At 67.5% G+C, this 14,658-nt stretch carries 11 protein-coding genes; 4 read left to right on the top strand and 7 right to left on the bottom strand.

Features of this window, described 5'->3' with window-relative positions; translation table 11 throughout:
- Positions 1–72: 72 nt before the first annotated feature.
- The gene (locus SBI20_RS06185; RefSeq protein WP_317974234.1) at positions 73–2,388 is read left to right on the top strand and encodes a TonB-dependent receptor; all 2,316 of its coding nucleotides are present in this window, start codon (positions 73–75) and stop codon (positions 2,386–2,388) included.
- Between the two features lie 161 nt (positions 2,389–2,549).
- On the opposite strand, the gene SBI20_RS06180 is transcribed toward SBI20_RS06185, so the two are convergent.
- The 5 genes from SBI20_RS06180 to SBI20_RS06160 all read right to left on the bottom strand — a co-directional run bounded on the left by SBI20_RS06180 (position 2,550) and on the right by SBI20_RS06160 (position 7,379).
- The gene (locus SBI20_RS06180; protein WP_317974233.1) at positions 2,550–3,722 is read right to left on the bottom strand and encodes a glycosyltransferase; all 1,173 of its coding nucleotides are present in this window, start codon (positions 3,720–3,722) and stop codon (positions 2,550–2,552) included.
- Complete coding sequence (locus tag SBI20_RS06175) at positions 3,719–4,255, bottom strand: DUF2141 domain-containing protein (protein ID WP_411911544.1); 537 nt, start codon at positions 4,253–4,255, stop codon at positions 3,719–3,721. The genes SBI20_RS06180 and SBI20_RS06175 overlap by 4 nt, the downstream gene beginning before the upstream one ends.
- A 68-nt stretch (positions 4,256–4,323) precedes the next feature.
- Positions 4,324–5,229 (bottom strand): hypothetical protein, encoded by a 906-nt coding sequence (locus tag SBI20_RS06170; RefSeq protein WP_317974232.1) that lies wholly within the window; start codon positions 5,227–5,229, stop codon positions 4,324–4,326.
- 138 nt (positions 5,230–5,367) lie between these two features.
- The gene (locus SBI20_RS06165; RefSeq protein ID WP_317974231.1) at positions 5,368–6,603 is read right to left on the bottom strand and encodes a glycosyltransferase; all 1,236 of its coding nucleotides are present in this window, start codon (positions 6,601–6,603) and stop codon (positions 5,368–5,370) included.
- Positions 6,600–7,379, bottom strand: a complete 780-nt coding sequence (locus SBI20_RS06160; RefSeq protein ID WP_317974230.1) for a polysaccharide deacetylase family protein — start codon at positions 7,377–7,379, stop codon at positions 6,600–6,602. Before SBI20_RS06160 ends, SBI20_RS06165 begins: the two co-directional genes overlap by 4 nt.
- 295 nt (positions 7,380–7,674) lie before the next feature.
- Between SBI20_RS06160 and SBI20_RS06155 the strand changes: the two genes are divergently transcribed.
- The gene (locus SBI20_RS06155; RefSeq protein WP_317974229.1) at positions 7,675–8,355 is read left to right on the top strand and encodes an RBBP9/YdeN family alpha/beta hydrolase; all 681 of its coding nucleotides are present in this window, start codon (positions 7,675–7,677) and stop codon (positions 8,353–8,355) included.
- 96 nt (positions 8,356–8,451) lie between these two features.
- Here the strand turns inward: SBI20_RS06155 and SBI20_RS06150 are convergent, their stop codons facing one another.
- Complete coding sequence (locus SBI20_RS06150) at positions 8,452–10,077, bottom strand: lysine--tRNA ligase (protein WP_317974228.1); 1,626 nt, start codon at positions 10,075–10,077, stop codon at positions 8,452–8,454.
- A 159-nt stretch (positions 10,078–10,236) separates the two neighbouring features.
- Complete coding sequence (locus SBI20_RS06145; RefSeq protein ID WP_317974227.1) at positions 10,237–11,118, bottom strand: flagellin N-terminal helical domain-containing protein; 882 nt, start codon at positions 11,116–11,118, stop codon at positions 10,237–10,239.
- Between the two features lie 170 nt (positions 11,119–11,288).
- Here SBI20_RS06145 and SBI20_RS06140 point away from each other — a divergent pair, with 170 nt between their 5' ends.
- A complete protein-coding gene (locus SBI20_RS06140) occupies positions 11,289–14,081 on the top strand; it encodes an ATP-dependent DNA helicase (RefSeq protein ID WP_317974226.1) in 2,793 nt (930 codons plus the stop codon).
- A complete protein-coding gene (locus SBI20_RS06135) occupies positions 14,078–14,635 on the top strand; it encodes a SixA phosphatase family protein (RefSeq protein WP_317974225.1) in 558 nt (185 codons plus the stop codon). Before SBI20_RS06140 ends, SBI20_RS06135 begins: the two co-directional genes overlap by 4 nt.
- Positions 14,636–14,658: the final 23 nt, after the last annotated feature.

Here is a 14,658-nt window from a genome sequence, read left to right as displayed (position 1 = left end):
TCCTGACATTCTGCACCACTAGGCGCCGCCCCTGATCCCCTCTTCTGCGGGGGGTAACCATGAGGGAAAATCATGCGCCGCCTTTCCATCCTGCTTGCCGGGTGTGCCTTTGCTGTCGCCCATCCTGCGTTCGCCGCCGAGGATGCCACGCCTGACGCCGCGCCCGCGCCTGATGCTGCCGGGGCTGCTGGCGAAACCGCCCCGGCGATCGTCGTCTATGGCACCGGCCAGACCCGTCAGACGCAGGAATTGCACGCCGCCGATCTGGCCGTTCTGGCGGCGGGTACCAGCCCGCTCAAGGCCATCGAGAAGCTGCCGAGCGTCAACTTCCAGTCGGCCGATGCGTTCGGCTCGTATGAATGGTCGACCCGCGTGACCATCCGTGGCTTCAACCAGAACCAGCTCGGCTTCACGCTCGACGGCATTCCGCTGGGCAACATGAGCTACGGCAACATGAACGGGCTGCACATCAGCCGCGCGATCAGCACCGAGAACATCGGTGTCACCTCGGTCAGCCAGGGTGCGGGCGCGATCGGCGCGCAGTCGACCAGCAACCTGGGCGGCACGCTCGAATTCGGTTCGATCGATCCGGGCGACCTGCTCCACGACCATCATGTCGCCATCGATGCGAGCGGCTCCTACGGGTCGAGCGAGACCTGGCGCGGGTTCGGCCGCGTGGCGGTGGGCACCCGCGATGGCGTGCGCGGCTTCGCCTCGCTCCACTACCAGACCGGCAACAAGTGGAAGGGCGACGGGCAGCAGCGCCAGTTGATGACCAACGTCAAGTTCATTGCGCCCGCTGGCGCCATCAACTTCGAGGGCTGGTACAGCTATTCGGACCGCGTCGAGCAGGACTACCAGGACATGTCGCTTGAAATGATCAAGCGCCTGGGCAGCAACTGGGACAATTTCGGCCCGCACCAGTACGCGACCGCGCTTCAGGTCGCCGATGTGGGCGCCAACACCGGCTATACCGGCGTCACCCCGACCAATCCGGGCGCGGGCACGACCTATCCGGGCAAGATCACCTCGGCGGACGATGCCTATTACGACGCGGCGGGCCTGCGTCGCGACTGGGTCTATGCGTTCGGCGCCAGCGGCCCCCTGTCCGACCGCCTCTCGTTCTCGCTCAAGGGCTACTATCACCACAACCGTGGCCAGGGCCTGTGGGGCACGCCCTATCTGGCCAGCCCGAGCGGGGTGCCGATGTCGGTCCGCACGACCGAATACAACATCCAGCGCGAGGGCGTGTTCGGCAACTTCGTCTATACCGTCGCCCACAACAAGATCACCGTGGGCGGCTGGTTCGAGAACAACGATTTCGATCAGGCGCGCCGGTTCTATGGCCTGACCAGCCGCACCGAGCCTGGGATCGACTTCCACCACTTCCTGGTGAACCCCTTCGCCACGCAGTGGGACATGGCCTACAACACCAAGACCTACCAGTACTACGTGAGCGACGACATCGATCTGGGCGCGCTCAAGATCAACGTGGGCTGGAAGGGCTTCGACGTCGAGAACAGCGCGGCCAAGCGCGCGGCGCAGAGCAATCTGGCCACCGGCGCCCTCAAGGCGCGCGACTGGTTCCAGCCGCATGCGGGCCTGACCTACAAGCTGGGCGGCGGCGCCGAAGCGTTTGCCGGGTTCACCCAGTCGACCCGCGCGTTCACCGCCGATGGCACGTCGAGCCCGTTCTCGACGACGCAGGCCGGGTTCAACCAGATTGCCGCCAATGGCCTCAAGCCCGAGGAATCGGACACCTATGAAACCGGCCTGCGCCTCAACCGCGGCAAGTTCAACGGCGTTCTGGGCGGCTACTGGGTCAACTTCCGCAACCGTCTGCTGACCATCCCGACCTCGGTGGGGATCGTGGGGTCTGCCAATCTGGTCCAGAACGTGGGCAATGTGCGCTCGTATGGCATCGAGGCGGTGGGCAACTACAAGCTGCCCTATGGCTTCGCGCTGTTCGCCTCGTACAGCTACAACAACTCGACCTATCGCGACAACGTGGTCACCGCCAAGGGCATCGCGCCGACGGCGGGCAAGACCGTGGTCGACGCGCCCAAGCATCTGGCGCGCGGCGAACTCTCCTACGACAGCAAGTCGTTCTATGGCCGCGTGGCGGTCAACTACATGTCGCGCCGCTACTTCACCTACCTCAATGACCAGTCGGTGCCGGGCCGGGCGCTCGTCGATGCGACGCTGGGCTATCGCCTCGACGTGGGCCAGCGCGTGCCGCTCGAAATCCAGGTCAATGCCACCAACCTGTTCGACAAGGGCTATGTGGCGACCATCGGCTCGAACGGCTTCGGCTTCTCGGGCGATGCGCAAACCCTGCTGCCGGGCGCCCCGCGCCAGGTCTTCGTCTCGCTCAAGGCCGGTTTCTGACCGGTGCGCGACCGGTGCCTGCGGGTGCCGGTCGCGCAATACGAACCTTGCGCAGGGCTTCGGACGTGTCCGGGACCCTGCGTGTCGTTTGATCCTCGAAAAACGCGAAAAAGCTCAGAGCCCGCTCCAAACCTCCGCCGCCTGACTTTCGGGTCGGGCTCTCAGGCTGCCTGCCGTTCCCCGGCCAGCACCGCCTCGTACGAGGCGAACAGCTCGCGGAAATGGTCGTCCATCGTGCGCGGCGGGGGCACATGGGCGCGCGGGCCATCGCGTCCGGCCTCGCGGGCAAGGCAATAGTCGGCCACGGCCTGCGCCGCCGAGGCGGCATGGGCCGATTCATAGATCCACCCGTTCGAGGCCCGTGCCTGGTCCGAGGCGCCGCCTTCGTCGGGGGTGATCAGCGGCAACCCGCTGGCGCGGGCTTCGGCTGCGACGATGCAGAACGTCTCGGCTTCGCAACCATGGAGCAGGGCGTCGGCGCTGGCCATCACGCGGGCGAGTTCGTCGCGCTTCGTGATCGGGGCCAGCACGCGGATATGCGGGTTCTCGCCGATGCGGCGTTCGATCACCTTGCGCGAGCGGCCTTGCCCGGCCAGCACCAGGCCGACCGCATGGTGATGCCCGGCAGAAGCCACGGCATCGACGACCATCGGCCAGCGTTTTTCGGTCGAGAACCGCCCGACACCGAGCAGCAGCGTGGCCGTCTCGGGCAGTTCGCACAGTTCGAGCAGGCCCTTGCGCAAGGCCGGATCGCGCAAGTCGGGCGAGAAGATGCCCGGATCGACCCCCATCGGATTGGTCACGACATGCTTGAGGCCACCGGCGATCAGTCGCTGCGACAGGCTCGTGCTGGCGCTCACGATCATCGCGCAGCGTTCGTCGAGGCGGCGCAAGTGGCGCCAGTAGCGTTCGAACACGCTGTCGATGGTGGTGCGCGTGGCGACCGGATCGAGATAGTAATAGGCATAGGCCGACAAGGGATCGGCATGCATGATCAGCGCGCGCGGGGCCTTGCCCGGCCAGTCGGCGACCACGCTGGCGCTGCGCCAGGGCGAGGAAACCTCGACGAAATCAGGATCTTCGGCGTCGAGCGCATCGTAGAGCGCGGGAATGTCGGAAAACCAGCGGTAGTTGAAATCGAGCGGGAACAGCTTGCTCTTGAGCCAGACGATCTTCGAGCGCGGGCCGCGCTGCTCGATGCGGTCATCCTCGCCCGGCGCGATCACGGTCACATTGTGGCCCAGTGCCTCGCCCGCCTTGAGCTTGCGCTCGACATAGGTGCGCACGCCGCCGCCCTTGGGAGCATAGAACGCGCTGACATCGACCAGCTTCATCGTGCCCCCTTGATCGGCCCGACCGAGAGCAGACCATTACGGTAATTCAGCACGATCCGCAACGGCGTGGGCCGTTCGCCGGCGGCAACCGAAACGCTCGCCGCCTTGGGCTTGGACCAGCCCAGATGGGGGTTGTTGGAAAAGCCGATGCCGTCGCGCTGCCAGTTGAAGCGGTGGTTGCTGTCGCGGTCGTGGAGCAGCATCACCGTATAGTGGCCGGGGCCGGGCAGGCGCACGCAAAGGCGCGGGGTCGGCTCGGCAGGCGGGGTGATCTCCACCCGGCGGAAGGTCTTGCCCGCCGAGACCAGCACATTGTCGTCGGCGAGGAAATCCTCGTCGTTGGCCGGATAGACTTCGAGCTTGAGCTTGCCGGTGCGGTCCTTGAGGCCGAGCACGTCGACGAGGAAGGCCGGGCCGCTTTCACCGGGGCGGCATTGCCCTTCGGCCTTGCCCAGATCGGGGGTCGAGGGAATGATCGGGGCGGCAGCGGAAAGCAGCAGGGCGGCGCCCGGCAGGGCCAGGGTTGCCAGCACGCGCGCGGCGGCGCGCGGCGCACCCGATCGGACCCGTGCCGACGCAAACGCCGGGAAGGGCGGAATTTTCACGCATTCTTCTCCTTCTGCACCAGGTCCAGCAGCAAGAGGCCGATGAACAGCACGACGTGCGTCGCGACGATCAGCATGGAAATCATGGCGATCATGACTCCGGTCTGAACCTCGCGCCCGACGAGCAGCGCAGTAATCCCCGCAAAGGCCAGATCCTTGTTCGGAATCAACGGCAGGCGGGCCAGAAGAAGGCGGATGGTGGAGAGCAGCAGCCACGATCCGATGCCCACTTCGGGCAGGATCAGGTGCCAGGCCAGCGCCGAGAGCGCCGTGCCCACGATGATGCGCAGGCAGTGGACGTTGAACACGAACCACAAGTCGCGGCGCGGCAGGCTGAGCAGGCCATTGCGGAACAGCATGATCCCCGCCGAGGTCAGCAGGACGACCGCAATCGATACGATCAGCACTTTGCCGTCGGCCCCGAAGCCGAGCGGGCTGATCAGCGGCCAGGTGATCGCGAGCATGATGATGGTGGTGAAATTGCCCGCCAGCGCCGAGAGAATGGCCACGTCCTTGACCGCGCCGAAGGGCGAGCTGTCCATTTTTACATGGCGGCGGGCCCAGTCGTAGAAGTAGACTTCGCCGACATAGCCCATCAGCAATTCGTTGCCGACCAGCTTCTTGAGCAGCGGCGCCAGCCCCGAGAGCGGAATGCCCCAGAGCTTGCGGAAGATCACCCAGTCGGCCACCGGGCCCGAGAAATAGCTGGCTGCCAGAACCAGCCAGATCAGCGGCGAGCGGGGGATGATCGACCAGACCATCGGCCAGTTGAGCTGACGCAACTGCATGAGCACAGCGCCCAGAATCGCCACCGAGATGGCCGGGCCCAGATAGGCGCTCCATTTGCGCAAGCCACCCTCCACTACGGGAGGGGCCGTTTCGGGAATCGCGGGGTTGGTCATCGTGTCTCGTTCAGGCCGGTCGGCGTTACAGGCAAGCGGGGCTGGGCGCCACCGGCTTTATGAATGGGGGGCATTCCATCGGCACAGGCGATGGCGGGACAAAGGCGCTCAGGCCGGGGCGATTCAGGCGGGGCAGATTCAGGCATGGGCGAGTTGCTCCATTTCCGCCAGATAGCGGCGCGCGGCGATTTCCACCGTGAAGCGGCGGGCCTGCGCGCGCGCGGCGCGGGGATCGAACGGCTGTTCGGCGATACGGTCCATGGCCCCGGCCAGCGCGGCGGCATCGCGCACGGGCACGAGCAGGCCGAAGCGGGCCTCACCTGTGTTCGGGCCTGTGTTCGGGCCTGTGGTCTGGCCCGTCTCGGTGCGGCCCAGAAGGTCGCCCATGCTCACCGCGCAATCGGTTGCAACGACCGGCAGCCCGGCAGCCAGCGCCTCGGGCACGACGGCGGGCACGCCTTCGTAGTCGGACGAGAGCACGAGCGCATCGGCGGCCAGCAGCGCGTCGGACACCGGGTTGACGTGGCCGGGCAGGGACACCCGGTCGGCGATGCCCAGTGCGCGGGCCTGGGCTTCGAGGGCGCGGCGCGCGCTGCCTTCGCCCAGAATGGTCAGGCGGTCCTGCCCCCGTGCGATCCGCGCGAAGGCGTCGAGCAGGAGCGGGAAGTTCTTCTGTGCGGCCAGCCGCCCGATGGCGAGGAAGCGGCGCCCTTTCCCGTCATGCGCGGGGCGGGGCAGGGCTTCGAGCCGGGCGATCTGGGCTTCCTCCAGCGCGGGATCGTCGATGATCGCGACATGCGCGGGCGGGGCCTGCATCAGGGTTTCGAGTTCGGCGCGCATGGGTTCGGCCATGCCGACCAGACGGTCGAGCAGGCGGCCCTGAATGCGCAGCCACATCCGGTAGAACGGGCGGGCCGGGGCGGGCAGGTCGGCGCGGGTCAGATCGTTGCTGATCTTGGCGAGGATCGGCGGGCAGCGGCGGCCCAGCACGAGGCGCATGGTCACGGCCACGACAGTATAGGAATTGCCCGCGCAGAACAGCACGTCGGGCTGGTGGCGCCTGATGGCGCCGGGCAGGCGCAGCATCATCCAGAGCGTTTCCCACGCGGCGGTGGGCAGGCCATGGCTGTCGAAAACGTCGGCCCTGAGGGTGTCCAGATCCGGCCATTCGCTGCGCATCGCGCCTTGCGTGCGGCCCAGCACGAGGCGCGCATCTGCCCCGGCGGCCAGCCATGCGCGGTGAAGGCGCAGCGCCACGCGCTCCACCCCGCCCGGCTCGAAGCTGTGCAGGAACGTCAGGACGCGCAAGGCTTGGTCAGGCCGGGCGCGCGCCGTACCCGAGGGGCCTGCCCCGCTCAAACCGGGCTCGCTCAAAAGAGACCTGCCGGACCCTGAAGGCTCGCATAGCGCGAGGGCACGTGGCTTCGTGCAAAGCGTGCAAGCGTGCTGTCGATCGATGCAAGCAGGGCGGGAACGGTCGTATCGCCGGGGTGAACCGCGACGCGCACCGTGCGCAGCGCGGGCAGGGCCTGACGCGCCAGCGCGGAAAACCACAGCGAGGAGGCGATGCGCGCCTTGCTGCGGCTGGCCCAGGTGATCACCGGGCCCTTGGCCAGCACCATGCCGTCGGCCGGGCGCCAGACTTTCATGTGGTCTTCGGCCAGGGCAAAGCCCAGTTCGGACAGGGCCGCATGGGCGCCTTCGCCATAGAGCCAGGCCGGCGCGATGAAACCGGCCACGGGGCGGCCCAGGATGTCCTCGACCAGGGCCTTGCCCGCGCTCATGCGCTCGACCGCCTGCGCGTGGGAGAGGTTCAGGAACTCTCCTTCGCCCGCGGTCATGTGCTTGCCCTTGAAGCCTGCGAGGCCCTGCGTGGCGGGGGTTTCGTCCTTGTGGGCCCAGCCGTGGAGGAACATCTCGATGCCCATGTCGGCCCAGCCGCGCAGGCGGGCCTGAAACGCGGCATTGCCCGCGATCGGCGCGCCGCGCCAGTGATCGGGGATGACCAGCATGGCAAAGCGGCCCGCGCCCAGATGGCCCGAGAGGCGCTCGGCCAGCATGTCGACCTGGCGTTCGAAACGGGGGCTGACATCGTGGATCGAGGCGAGCAGGCGCTTGCGCGGCGCGACAGGCGTGGCAGGTGCAGTCATGCGGCGTCCGCTATCGTCCCTTTGCGGCCCGCGCGACAGGCACGCAGGCTCGATCCCCAGAAATGATGTCCCCGTTGCGGGGCCTGTCGCAATTGGCCGGGAAATGCAACGGTCATCGCGCCCGGCGCAAGCGAAGACAGTGGGCAAGCCATCTGCGTCGCCGCCTTCGCCGTCCGGCGCAAAGAGCCGTCGTTTCGTCGTTCCGCCATTGTCTACTTCAAAGATTGAGTTATTGTCCAGCTGTGTCGGGACGTAGTCCGAGTCGACCGGCCGCTTCCTCTTCGGGAGAACTTGTATGGCTCATGAACATGCCTCCACGCGCCGCACCGATCCCGTGATCCTCACGGTGCCCGGACTCGCCAATTCGGGTCCCGGTCACTGGCAGACGCTGTGGGAACAGACTTTGCCCGATTGCCATCGGGTGGACCTCGGGCTGTGGGATGATCCCCATCGCAACACCTGGGTCAACAAGCTGGCGCTGGCGATCCAGCGCGCTCATGAAGGGGCTGGTCGGCCTGTCGTGCTGGTTGCCCACAGTCTGGGCTGCCACGCGGTGGCCTGGTGGGCCGAGTATGAGCGCCTCGCCAGTGGTCCCAAGGGCCAGCCTGTGGTCGGCGCGCTGCTGGTCGCCCCGCCCGATGTCGAGCACGAGGTGCGCGACCGGCGGCTGACCCGTTTTGCCCCGTTGCCCGCCCACGAACTGCCGTTTCCCGCCATTGTCGTGGCCAGCCGCGACGATCCCTATGCCCGCTTCGGCACCAGCCGCCAGATGGCCGGGCACTGGGGCGCGCGCTTTGCCGATGCGGGGGCGGTCGGCCATATCAACGCGCAATCGGGTCTGGGGGAATGGAGCTTCGGACGCCTGCTGCTCAACCGCCTGCTGCCGCGCCCGCTCAGCCTTGAGGAAGGGCCGGCCCGCTATGGCCCGGTGCCCCGGCGCTTCATCGACCCGGCGCTGCGGCGGCTGGGTGCCTGAATCCTTGGCGCCCCTGAAATCCTGGGGATCTGACATGCAAAAAAAGGGGCTGAACCGACCCGGATCAGCCCCTTTTTTCGTGTTCCTGCGTTCACCTCAGGCGGCAAGCGCCTCGGCGATCAGGCGGCGGGTGTTGGCCACGCCATAGAGCACGATGAAGCTGCCCATGCGCGGCCCCTGCGAGGAGCCGAGCAGGGTTTCGTAGAGCGCCTTGAACCAGTCGCGCAAGGACGCAAAGCCATAGGCTTCATCCTTGCCGATCTCGTAGACCATGTTCTGGAGCGTTTCGGCGCTGGCGTCTTGCGGGCAGGTGGCCAGTTGCGCGTCGAGCGCGGCAAGGGCCGCCGCCTCGCCGCCTTCGGGCTTGCGACGGGCGAGGGTGGGGGCGATGAAGTCGCGGTTGTAGGCCAGCGCACACGTCACCAGCGCGTCGAGCGCGGGGTGGGCCGCCGGATCGGCATTGTCGACATAGTTGGCCAGATAGGACCAGACCTGTTCGCGCGTGGCATGGGCGCCCAGCACCCCGACGAGGTTGAGCAGGAGACCATAGGTGACCGGCAGGGTATCGCCCGCGCCCGGTGTCGTGGTGTCGTTTCCGGCGCCATTGACACGCAGCAGGTGCCAGACCGGGTTGCCCAGTTGCTGCTCGATGGGCTGGCTGGCCAGCTTTTCGCGGAACTGCCAGTATTCGTCGACCGCGCGCGGGATGATACCGACATGGAGCGACTTGGCGCTCTTGGGTTCGCGGAACAGATAGAAGCTCAGCGATTCCTCGCTGCCATAGTCGAGCCACTGCTCGATGGTCAGGCCATTGCCCTTCGACTTGGAGATCTTCTCGCCCTTCTCGTCGAGGAAGAGTTCGTAGATCAGGCCTTCGGGGCGGCGTCCGCCCAGCACTTGCGCGATGCGGCCCGACTGGGTCACGCTGTCGGTCAGGTCCTTGCCGCACATTTCATAGTCGACGCCCAGCGCCACCCAGCGCATCGCCCAGTCGACCTTCCACTGGAGCTTGGAGCGCCCGCCCAGAATGGAATGCTCGACGACCTCGCCGGTCACGTCGACAAAGCGCACGAGACCGGCCTCGGCATCGACCACCTCGATGGGCACCTGAAGCACTTGCCCGTTGCTGGGCGAGATCGGCAGGACCGGCGAATAGGTCTTGCGGCGTTCCTCGCGCAGCGTGGGCAGCATGATGCCCATGATCGCGTCGAAGTTGCGCAGCACGCCCTTGAGCGCCTCGTCGAAGTCGCCCCCGTTGTAGCGCTCGGCGCCCGAGACAAATTCGTAGTCGAAGCCGAAACGGTCGAGGAATTCGCGAAGCATCGCGTTGTTGTGGTGGGCAAAGCTTTCGTGGGTGCCGAACGGATCGGGAATGCGGCTGAGGGGTTCCTGGAGGTGGGCGGTCAGCATGTCCTTGTTCGGGACATTGTCGGGCACCTTGCGCAGCCCGTCCATGTCGTCGGAAAAGGCGACGAGGCGGGTGGGGTGGCCTCCGGTCAGCACTTCATAGGCGCGGCGCACGAGGGTCGTGCGCAGCACTTCCTGGAACGTGCCGATATGGGGAAGCCCCGAAGGACCATAGCCGGTCTCGAACAGCACCGGCACCAGTTTGCCGTCCGCATCCTTTTTGCCTCCGGGGTAGCGCTTGACGAGCTTGCGCGCTTCCTCGAACGGCCAGGACTTGGAGACTTGGGCGGCGGCGATGAGATCGGTTTGGGTCATGGTTCCCGCCCTTTCGCGATTCCCGCCCGCTTGTGCAAGGTTTTTGGCGCGAGGTTTTGGCTCCGGCATCCGTGCCACACGCGAAAATGCGGCACAGTCCGGCAAGGGGCTGTACCGCATTTCCGTGGAGGCTCCCGTAGGCCGTGGTGTGGTGGGGTCTTACCTCAGGAGCGTCAGGACATTCTGCTGGGCCTGGTTGGCCTGGGCGATCATCGCGGTGGACGCCTGGGCCAGGATCTGGGCCTTGGCCATCGCGGTGGTCTCGGCAGAATAATCGGTATCGAGAATGCGGCTGCGCGCATCCGAAAGGTTGGTCACGTTGTCGGTCAGGTTGTTGACGACCGATTGCAGACGGTTCTGCCCGGCGCCGAATTCGGCGCGCACGGCGCTCACCGACTTGAGCGCGAGGTCGACATTGTCCATCGTCGTCTTGGCCTTGACCGGGTCGCTGACGTCGAGCGACTGGGTGGTCGAGGTCGGGTCATAGGCGCTGGCGCCCGAGCCGAACATGACCTGTCCGTCGAAAGCGACCGAGCGCAAGGTGACCACGTTGGTGGTTTCGGCGCCGGCCTGGATGTCGAGGGTGAGATCGTCCGAACCGTCGGTGGCCGGGGTCGTGGTCATCACCTTGAACGTGTTGTTGCCGTTGAACAGGGTGTTGTTGAGCACGTCGGAGATCTGCGCGGTCAGGTTGCCGACTTCCGACTGCATCGCATCGCGGTCCGACTGCTGGTAGGTGTCCGACTTCGACTGGACCGCCAGTTCGCGGATGCGCTGGAGCATCGCGGTCACTTCGTTGAGCGCGCCATCGGCGGTCTGGGCCATCGAGATACCGTCGTTGGCGTTGCGGATGCCCTGGTTCATGCCCTGGATCTGCGAGGTCATCGTGGTGGTGATGGCAAGGCCCGCCGCGTCGTCCTTGGCGCCATTGATGCGCTTGCCGGTCGAAAGGCGTTCCATGGCAACGCCTGCAAGCTGCGAGGCGGAAATCGAGGCATTGGCGGCGCGGATCGCCGAGATGTTGGTGTTGATGACGGCCATTTTCCCATTCTCCACTATGGGTTGTGTGACAATCCGGGGCTGTCCGGTTCGTGGCATAAGACGGCGCGGGCGCGGACTATTTAAGGGGGTGATCTGGCGCTGGGGCAGAAGGCCGGCATGGTGCGGTCTGGTGCTTGCCCTGCGCGGCGTTTGCGGTCAGAGGATGGGCCATGGCCGAACCCGACGATCCTTCTGCGCCCGCAGCTCTGGCCCTGCCGGCGATCCATGCCAGCCATGGCGGCTGCTGGCTGCGCGGGGTGGGGCTGTTCCCTTCTACCCGCACAGTCGGCAAGGGCGAATCCATCGTCGCGGCGGCCGATACCCCGCTGCTCATGCTCAATGCGCCGCTGGTGGCCAGCCGTCTGGGCTATCCCGACCTGTCGGGGCTCGACCTGCTCGAACTCTATGCGTTCATCCACCCTGCGCGCTTTGTCGTGCCCACGCCCAAGGGGCTGGCCACTGCGCTGGGTCTGCCCGTGCCCGAAGCGGATGCGGACGTGCCGCTGCTGTTGCAGCAGGCGGCAGAGGCCTTGCTGGCGACGGCCGCTGCGCCCGACTGGCCCGAACGCGATGGCGCATGGAGCGTCCTGCAATCGCTGGTCAAGTTGCGCTGGCCCTGGGCCACGTTGCTTCAGGGGCGGATCGTCCGGCCCCAGCAGGCCGAGCGCTGGCTGTTTGCGCGCCTGCCCGAATGGGAGGAAAGCGCCGAGCGGCCCCAGCCCGCGCAAGTCACCCTCGATCCCGAGGATGTCGCCGCGCGGCTTGCCCGGCTGACCGGCGCGGGGGCCGAAGACCGCCCCGGTCAGCGCGCTTTCGCGCAGGAAGCGGCTCAGGCCTTCGCCCCGCGCCGTGCCGCGCGCGAGCCGCATATCGTGCTCGCCCAGGCGGGGACGGGGACGGGCAAGACGCTGGGCTATCTGGCGCCTGCCTCGCTCTGGACGCAGCAATCGGGCGGCACGGTCTGGGTTTCGACGTATACCAAGGCGCTGCAACGCCAGTTGCGCCGCGAGAGCACGCGCGCCTTTGCCATGCCGCCGCCCGGCAGCAAGGCGCCTTCGCCGGTGGTCGTGCGCAAGGGGCGCGAGAATTACCTGTGCCTGCTCAACCTCGAAGATGCGTTGCAGGGCGGCTTCACCGGGCGCCCGGCGATCATGGCGCAGCTCGTCGCGCGCTGGGCCGCCTATAGCCAGGACGGCGACATGATCGGCGGCGATCTGCCCGGCTGGCTGGGCACGCTGTTCCGCAAGCGGGGAATCACCGCGCTGACCGACCAGCGCGGTGAATGCGTCTATGCGGGCTGTCCGCACTATCGCAAATGCTTCATCGAGCGGGCCGCGCGCGCCAGTGCCGAGGCCGAACTGGTCATCGCCAATCATGCGCTGGTCATGGTCAATGCCGCGCGCGGGCGCGACGTGGCCCAGCGGCCCACGCGGATCGTCTTCGACGAAGGCCACCATGTCTTCGATGCCGCCGACAGCACGTTCGGCGCCGAACTGACCGGGGCCGAGGCCATCGAGCTGCGCCGCTGGGTGATCGGCCCGGAGGGCAAGTCGCGCGGGCGGCGGCGCGGGCTTTCCGCGCGGCTGGCCGACGTGGCGAGCTATGACGACGAAGGCGCGACCGCGATCACCCAGGCGCGCGAGGCTGCCGAACTGCTCCCCGCCGATGGCTGGCTGGGCCGGATCGGGGAAGGGATGCCCGATGGCCCGATCGAGGCGCTGCTGGCCGCCGTGCGCGCGACCGTGCTGGCCCGCGACGAAAGCGGCGGGAGCGAGGCGGGCTATGGCCTTGAAACCGAAGCCGCGCAGCTCGATGGCCCGATTGTCGAAGCCGCCGCGCAGGCGCTCGCCGCGCTCGAGGGCCTGCGCCAGCCGCTTTTGCGGCTGAGCCTGCGGCTCGAAGCCCTGATGCAGGACGGGCCGGACTGGCTCGACGGGCAGGCCCGCGCGCGGATCGAGGGCGCCCGCAGCGCGATTGCCTGGCGCACCGACCTCTTGGCCGGCTGGATCGCGCTGCTCGGACGGCTGGGCGGACCGCCCGACCCCGATTTCGTCGACTGGCTCGCGCTCGACCGTTCGGACGGGCGCGAATGGGACATGGGCCTGCGCCGCCACCATCTCGATCCGATGAAGCCGTTTGCCCAGACCGTGCTGGCCCCGGCACACGGCGTGCTGATGACCTCGGCGACGCTGACCGACGGGGGCGACTGGGCCGGGGCGATCCAGCGCAGCGGGGCTGCCCAGCTCGATGTCAGGCCGCACCTGTTCGCCGCCGAAAGCCCGTTCGACTATCCCAACCAGGCCGAAGTTTTGATCGTGACCGATGTGGTCAAGGGCGATATCCCCGCGCTGGCGGGGGCCTATGCCCGGCTGATCGAGGCGAGCGGCGGGGGCGTGCTGGGCTTGTTCACCGCGATCCGCCGCCTGCGCGCGGTCCATGGCCGGATTGCCGACCGCCTCGCCCGCGCAGGGCTGCCGCTCTTTGCCCAGCATGTCGATCCGATCGATACCGGCACGCTGGTTGACATCTTCCGCGACGATCCGCGCGCCTCGCTGCTGGGGACCGACGCGCTGCGCGACGGGGTCGATGTGCCGGGGCAATCGCTGCGGTTGGTGGTGATGGAGCAGGTGCCCTGGCCCAAGCCCTCGATTCTCCACCGCGCGCGGCGCCTCGCCACGCCGGTCGAGGAAGGCGGCGCGCAAGGCCACGACGACCGCATCATCCGCGCGCGGCTGGCGCAGGCCTTTGGCCGCCTGATCCGTTCGGCCGACGACCGCGGGCATTTCGTGGTGCTTTCCTCGGCCTTTCCCTCGCGCCTGCTCGGGGCCTTTCCGCCCGGAACGCCGGTGCGCCGGGTAACCCTTGATCAGGCTTTACAATCCATCGCGGCGCGTGTTGATGACGCGCATGGAGGGGCGGAGAGGCCCTTCATCCCGGCCCCGAACTGCGAGAGACCCGCGTGAAGACGCTAGCCCTGTTCCGCCATGCCAAGTCCGACTGGAGCGACGCGCGCGCCCGCGACTTCGACAGGCCCCTCAACGCGCGCGGGCAGCGCGGGGCCCTGGCCATGGGGCGCTACATTCGCGACACCGGGCGCCGGTTCGACCGGGTGATCGCCTCGCCCGCCGTGCGCGTGGCCGAGACGGTCGAATATGCGAGCAAGGCCTGGGGGCGCAGTTTTCCGGTCGAGTGGGACCGGCGGATCTATCTGGCCAGTTCGGCGGTGCTGGTCGACCTCCTGCGCGAACTGACCGGCGACCCCGAGACGGTGCTGATGATCGGGCACAATCCGGGGCTGGAGGACGTGATCTTCGATCTCGTGCCCGACGACGGGTCGAGCCCCTTGCGCGATGTGGTCGAGGCCAAGTTTCCGACCGCGACGTTTGCCGTGCTCGAACTCGACATCGCGCGCTGGGCAGACATCGACAGCGGCTGCGCACGGCTGGTCTCGCTGATGCGCCCGCGCGATCTCGATCCGGCGCTCGGGCCGGTTCTGCCCGGCTCGCTCGATCCCTGAGGTTTTTTGCCTGAGGTTTTTTT

The sequence above is a fragment of the Novosphingobium sp. IK01 genome (assembly GCF_033242265.1).
Lineage (GTDB): Bacteria > Pseudomonadota > Alphaproteobacteria > Sphingomonadales > Sphingomonadaceae > Novosphingobium > Novosphingobium pituita.
Note: the sequence above shows the minus strand (reverse complement) of the source record. Positions and strands in the feature narration are given on the sequence as shown.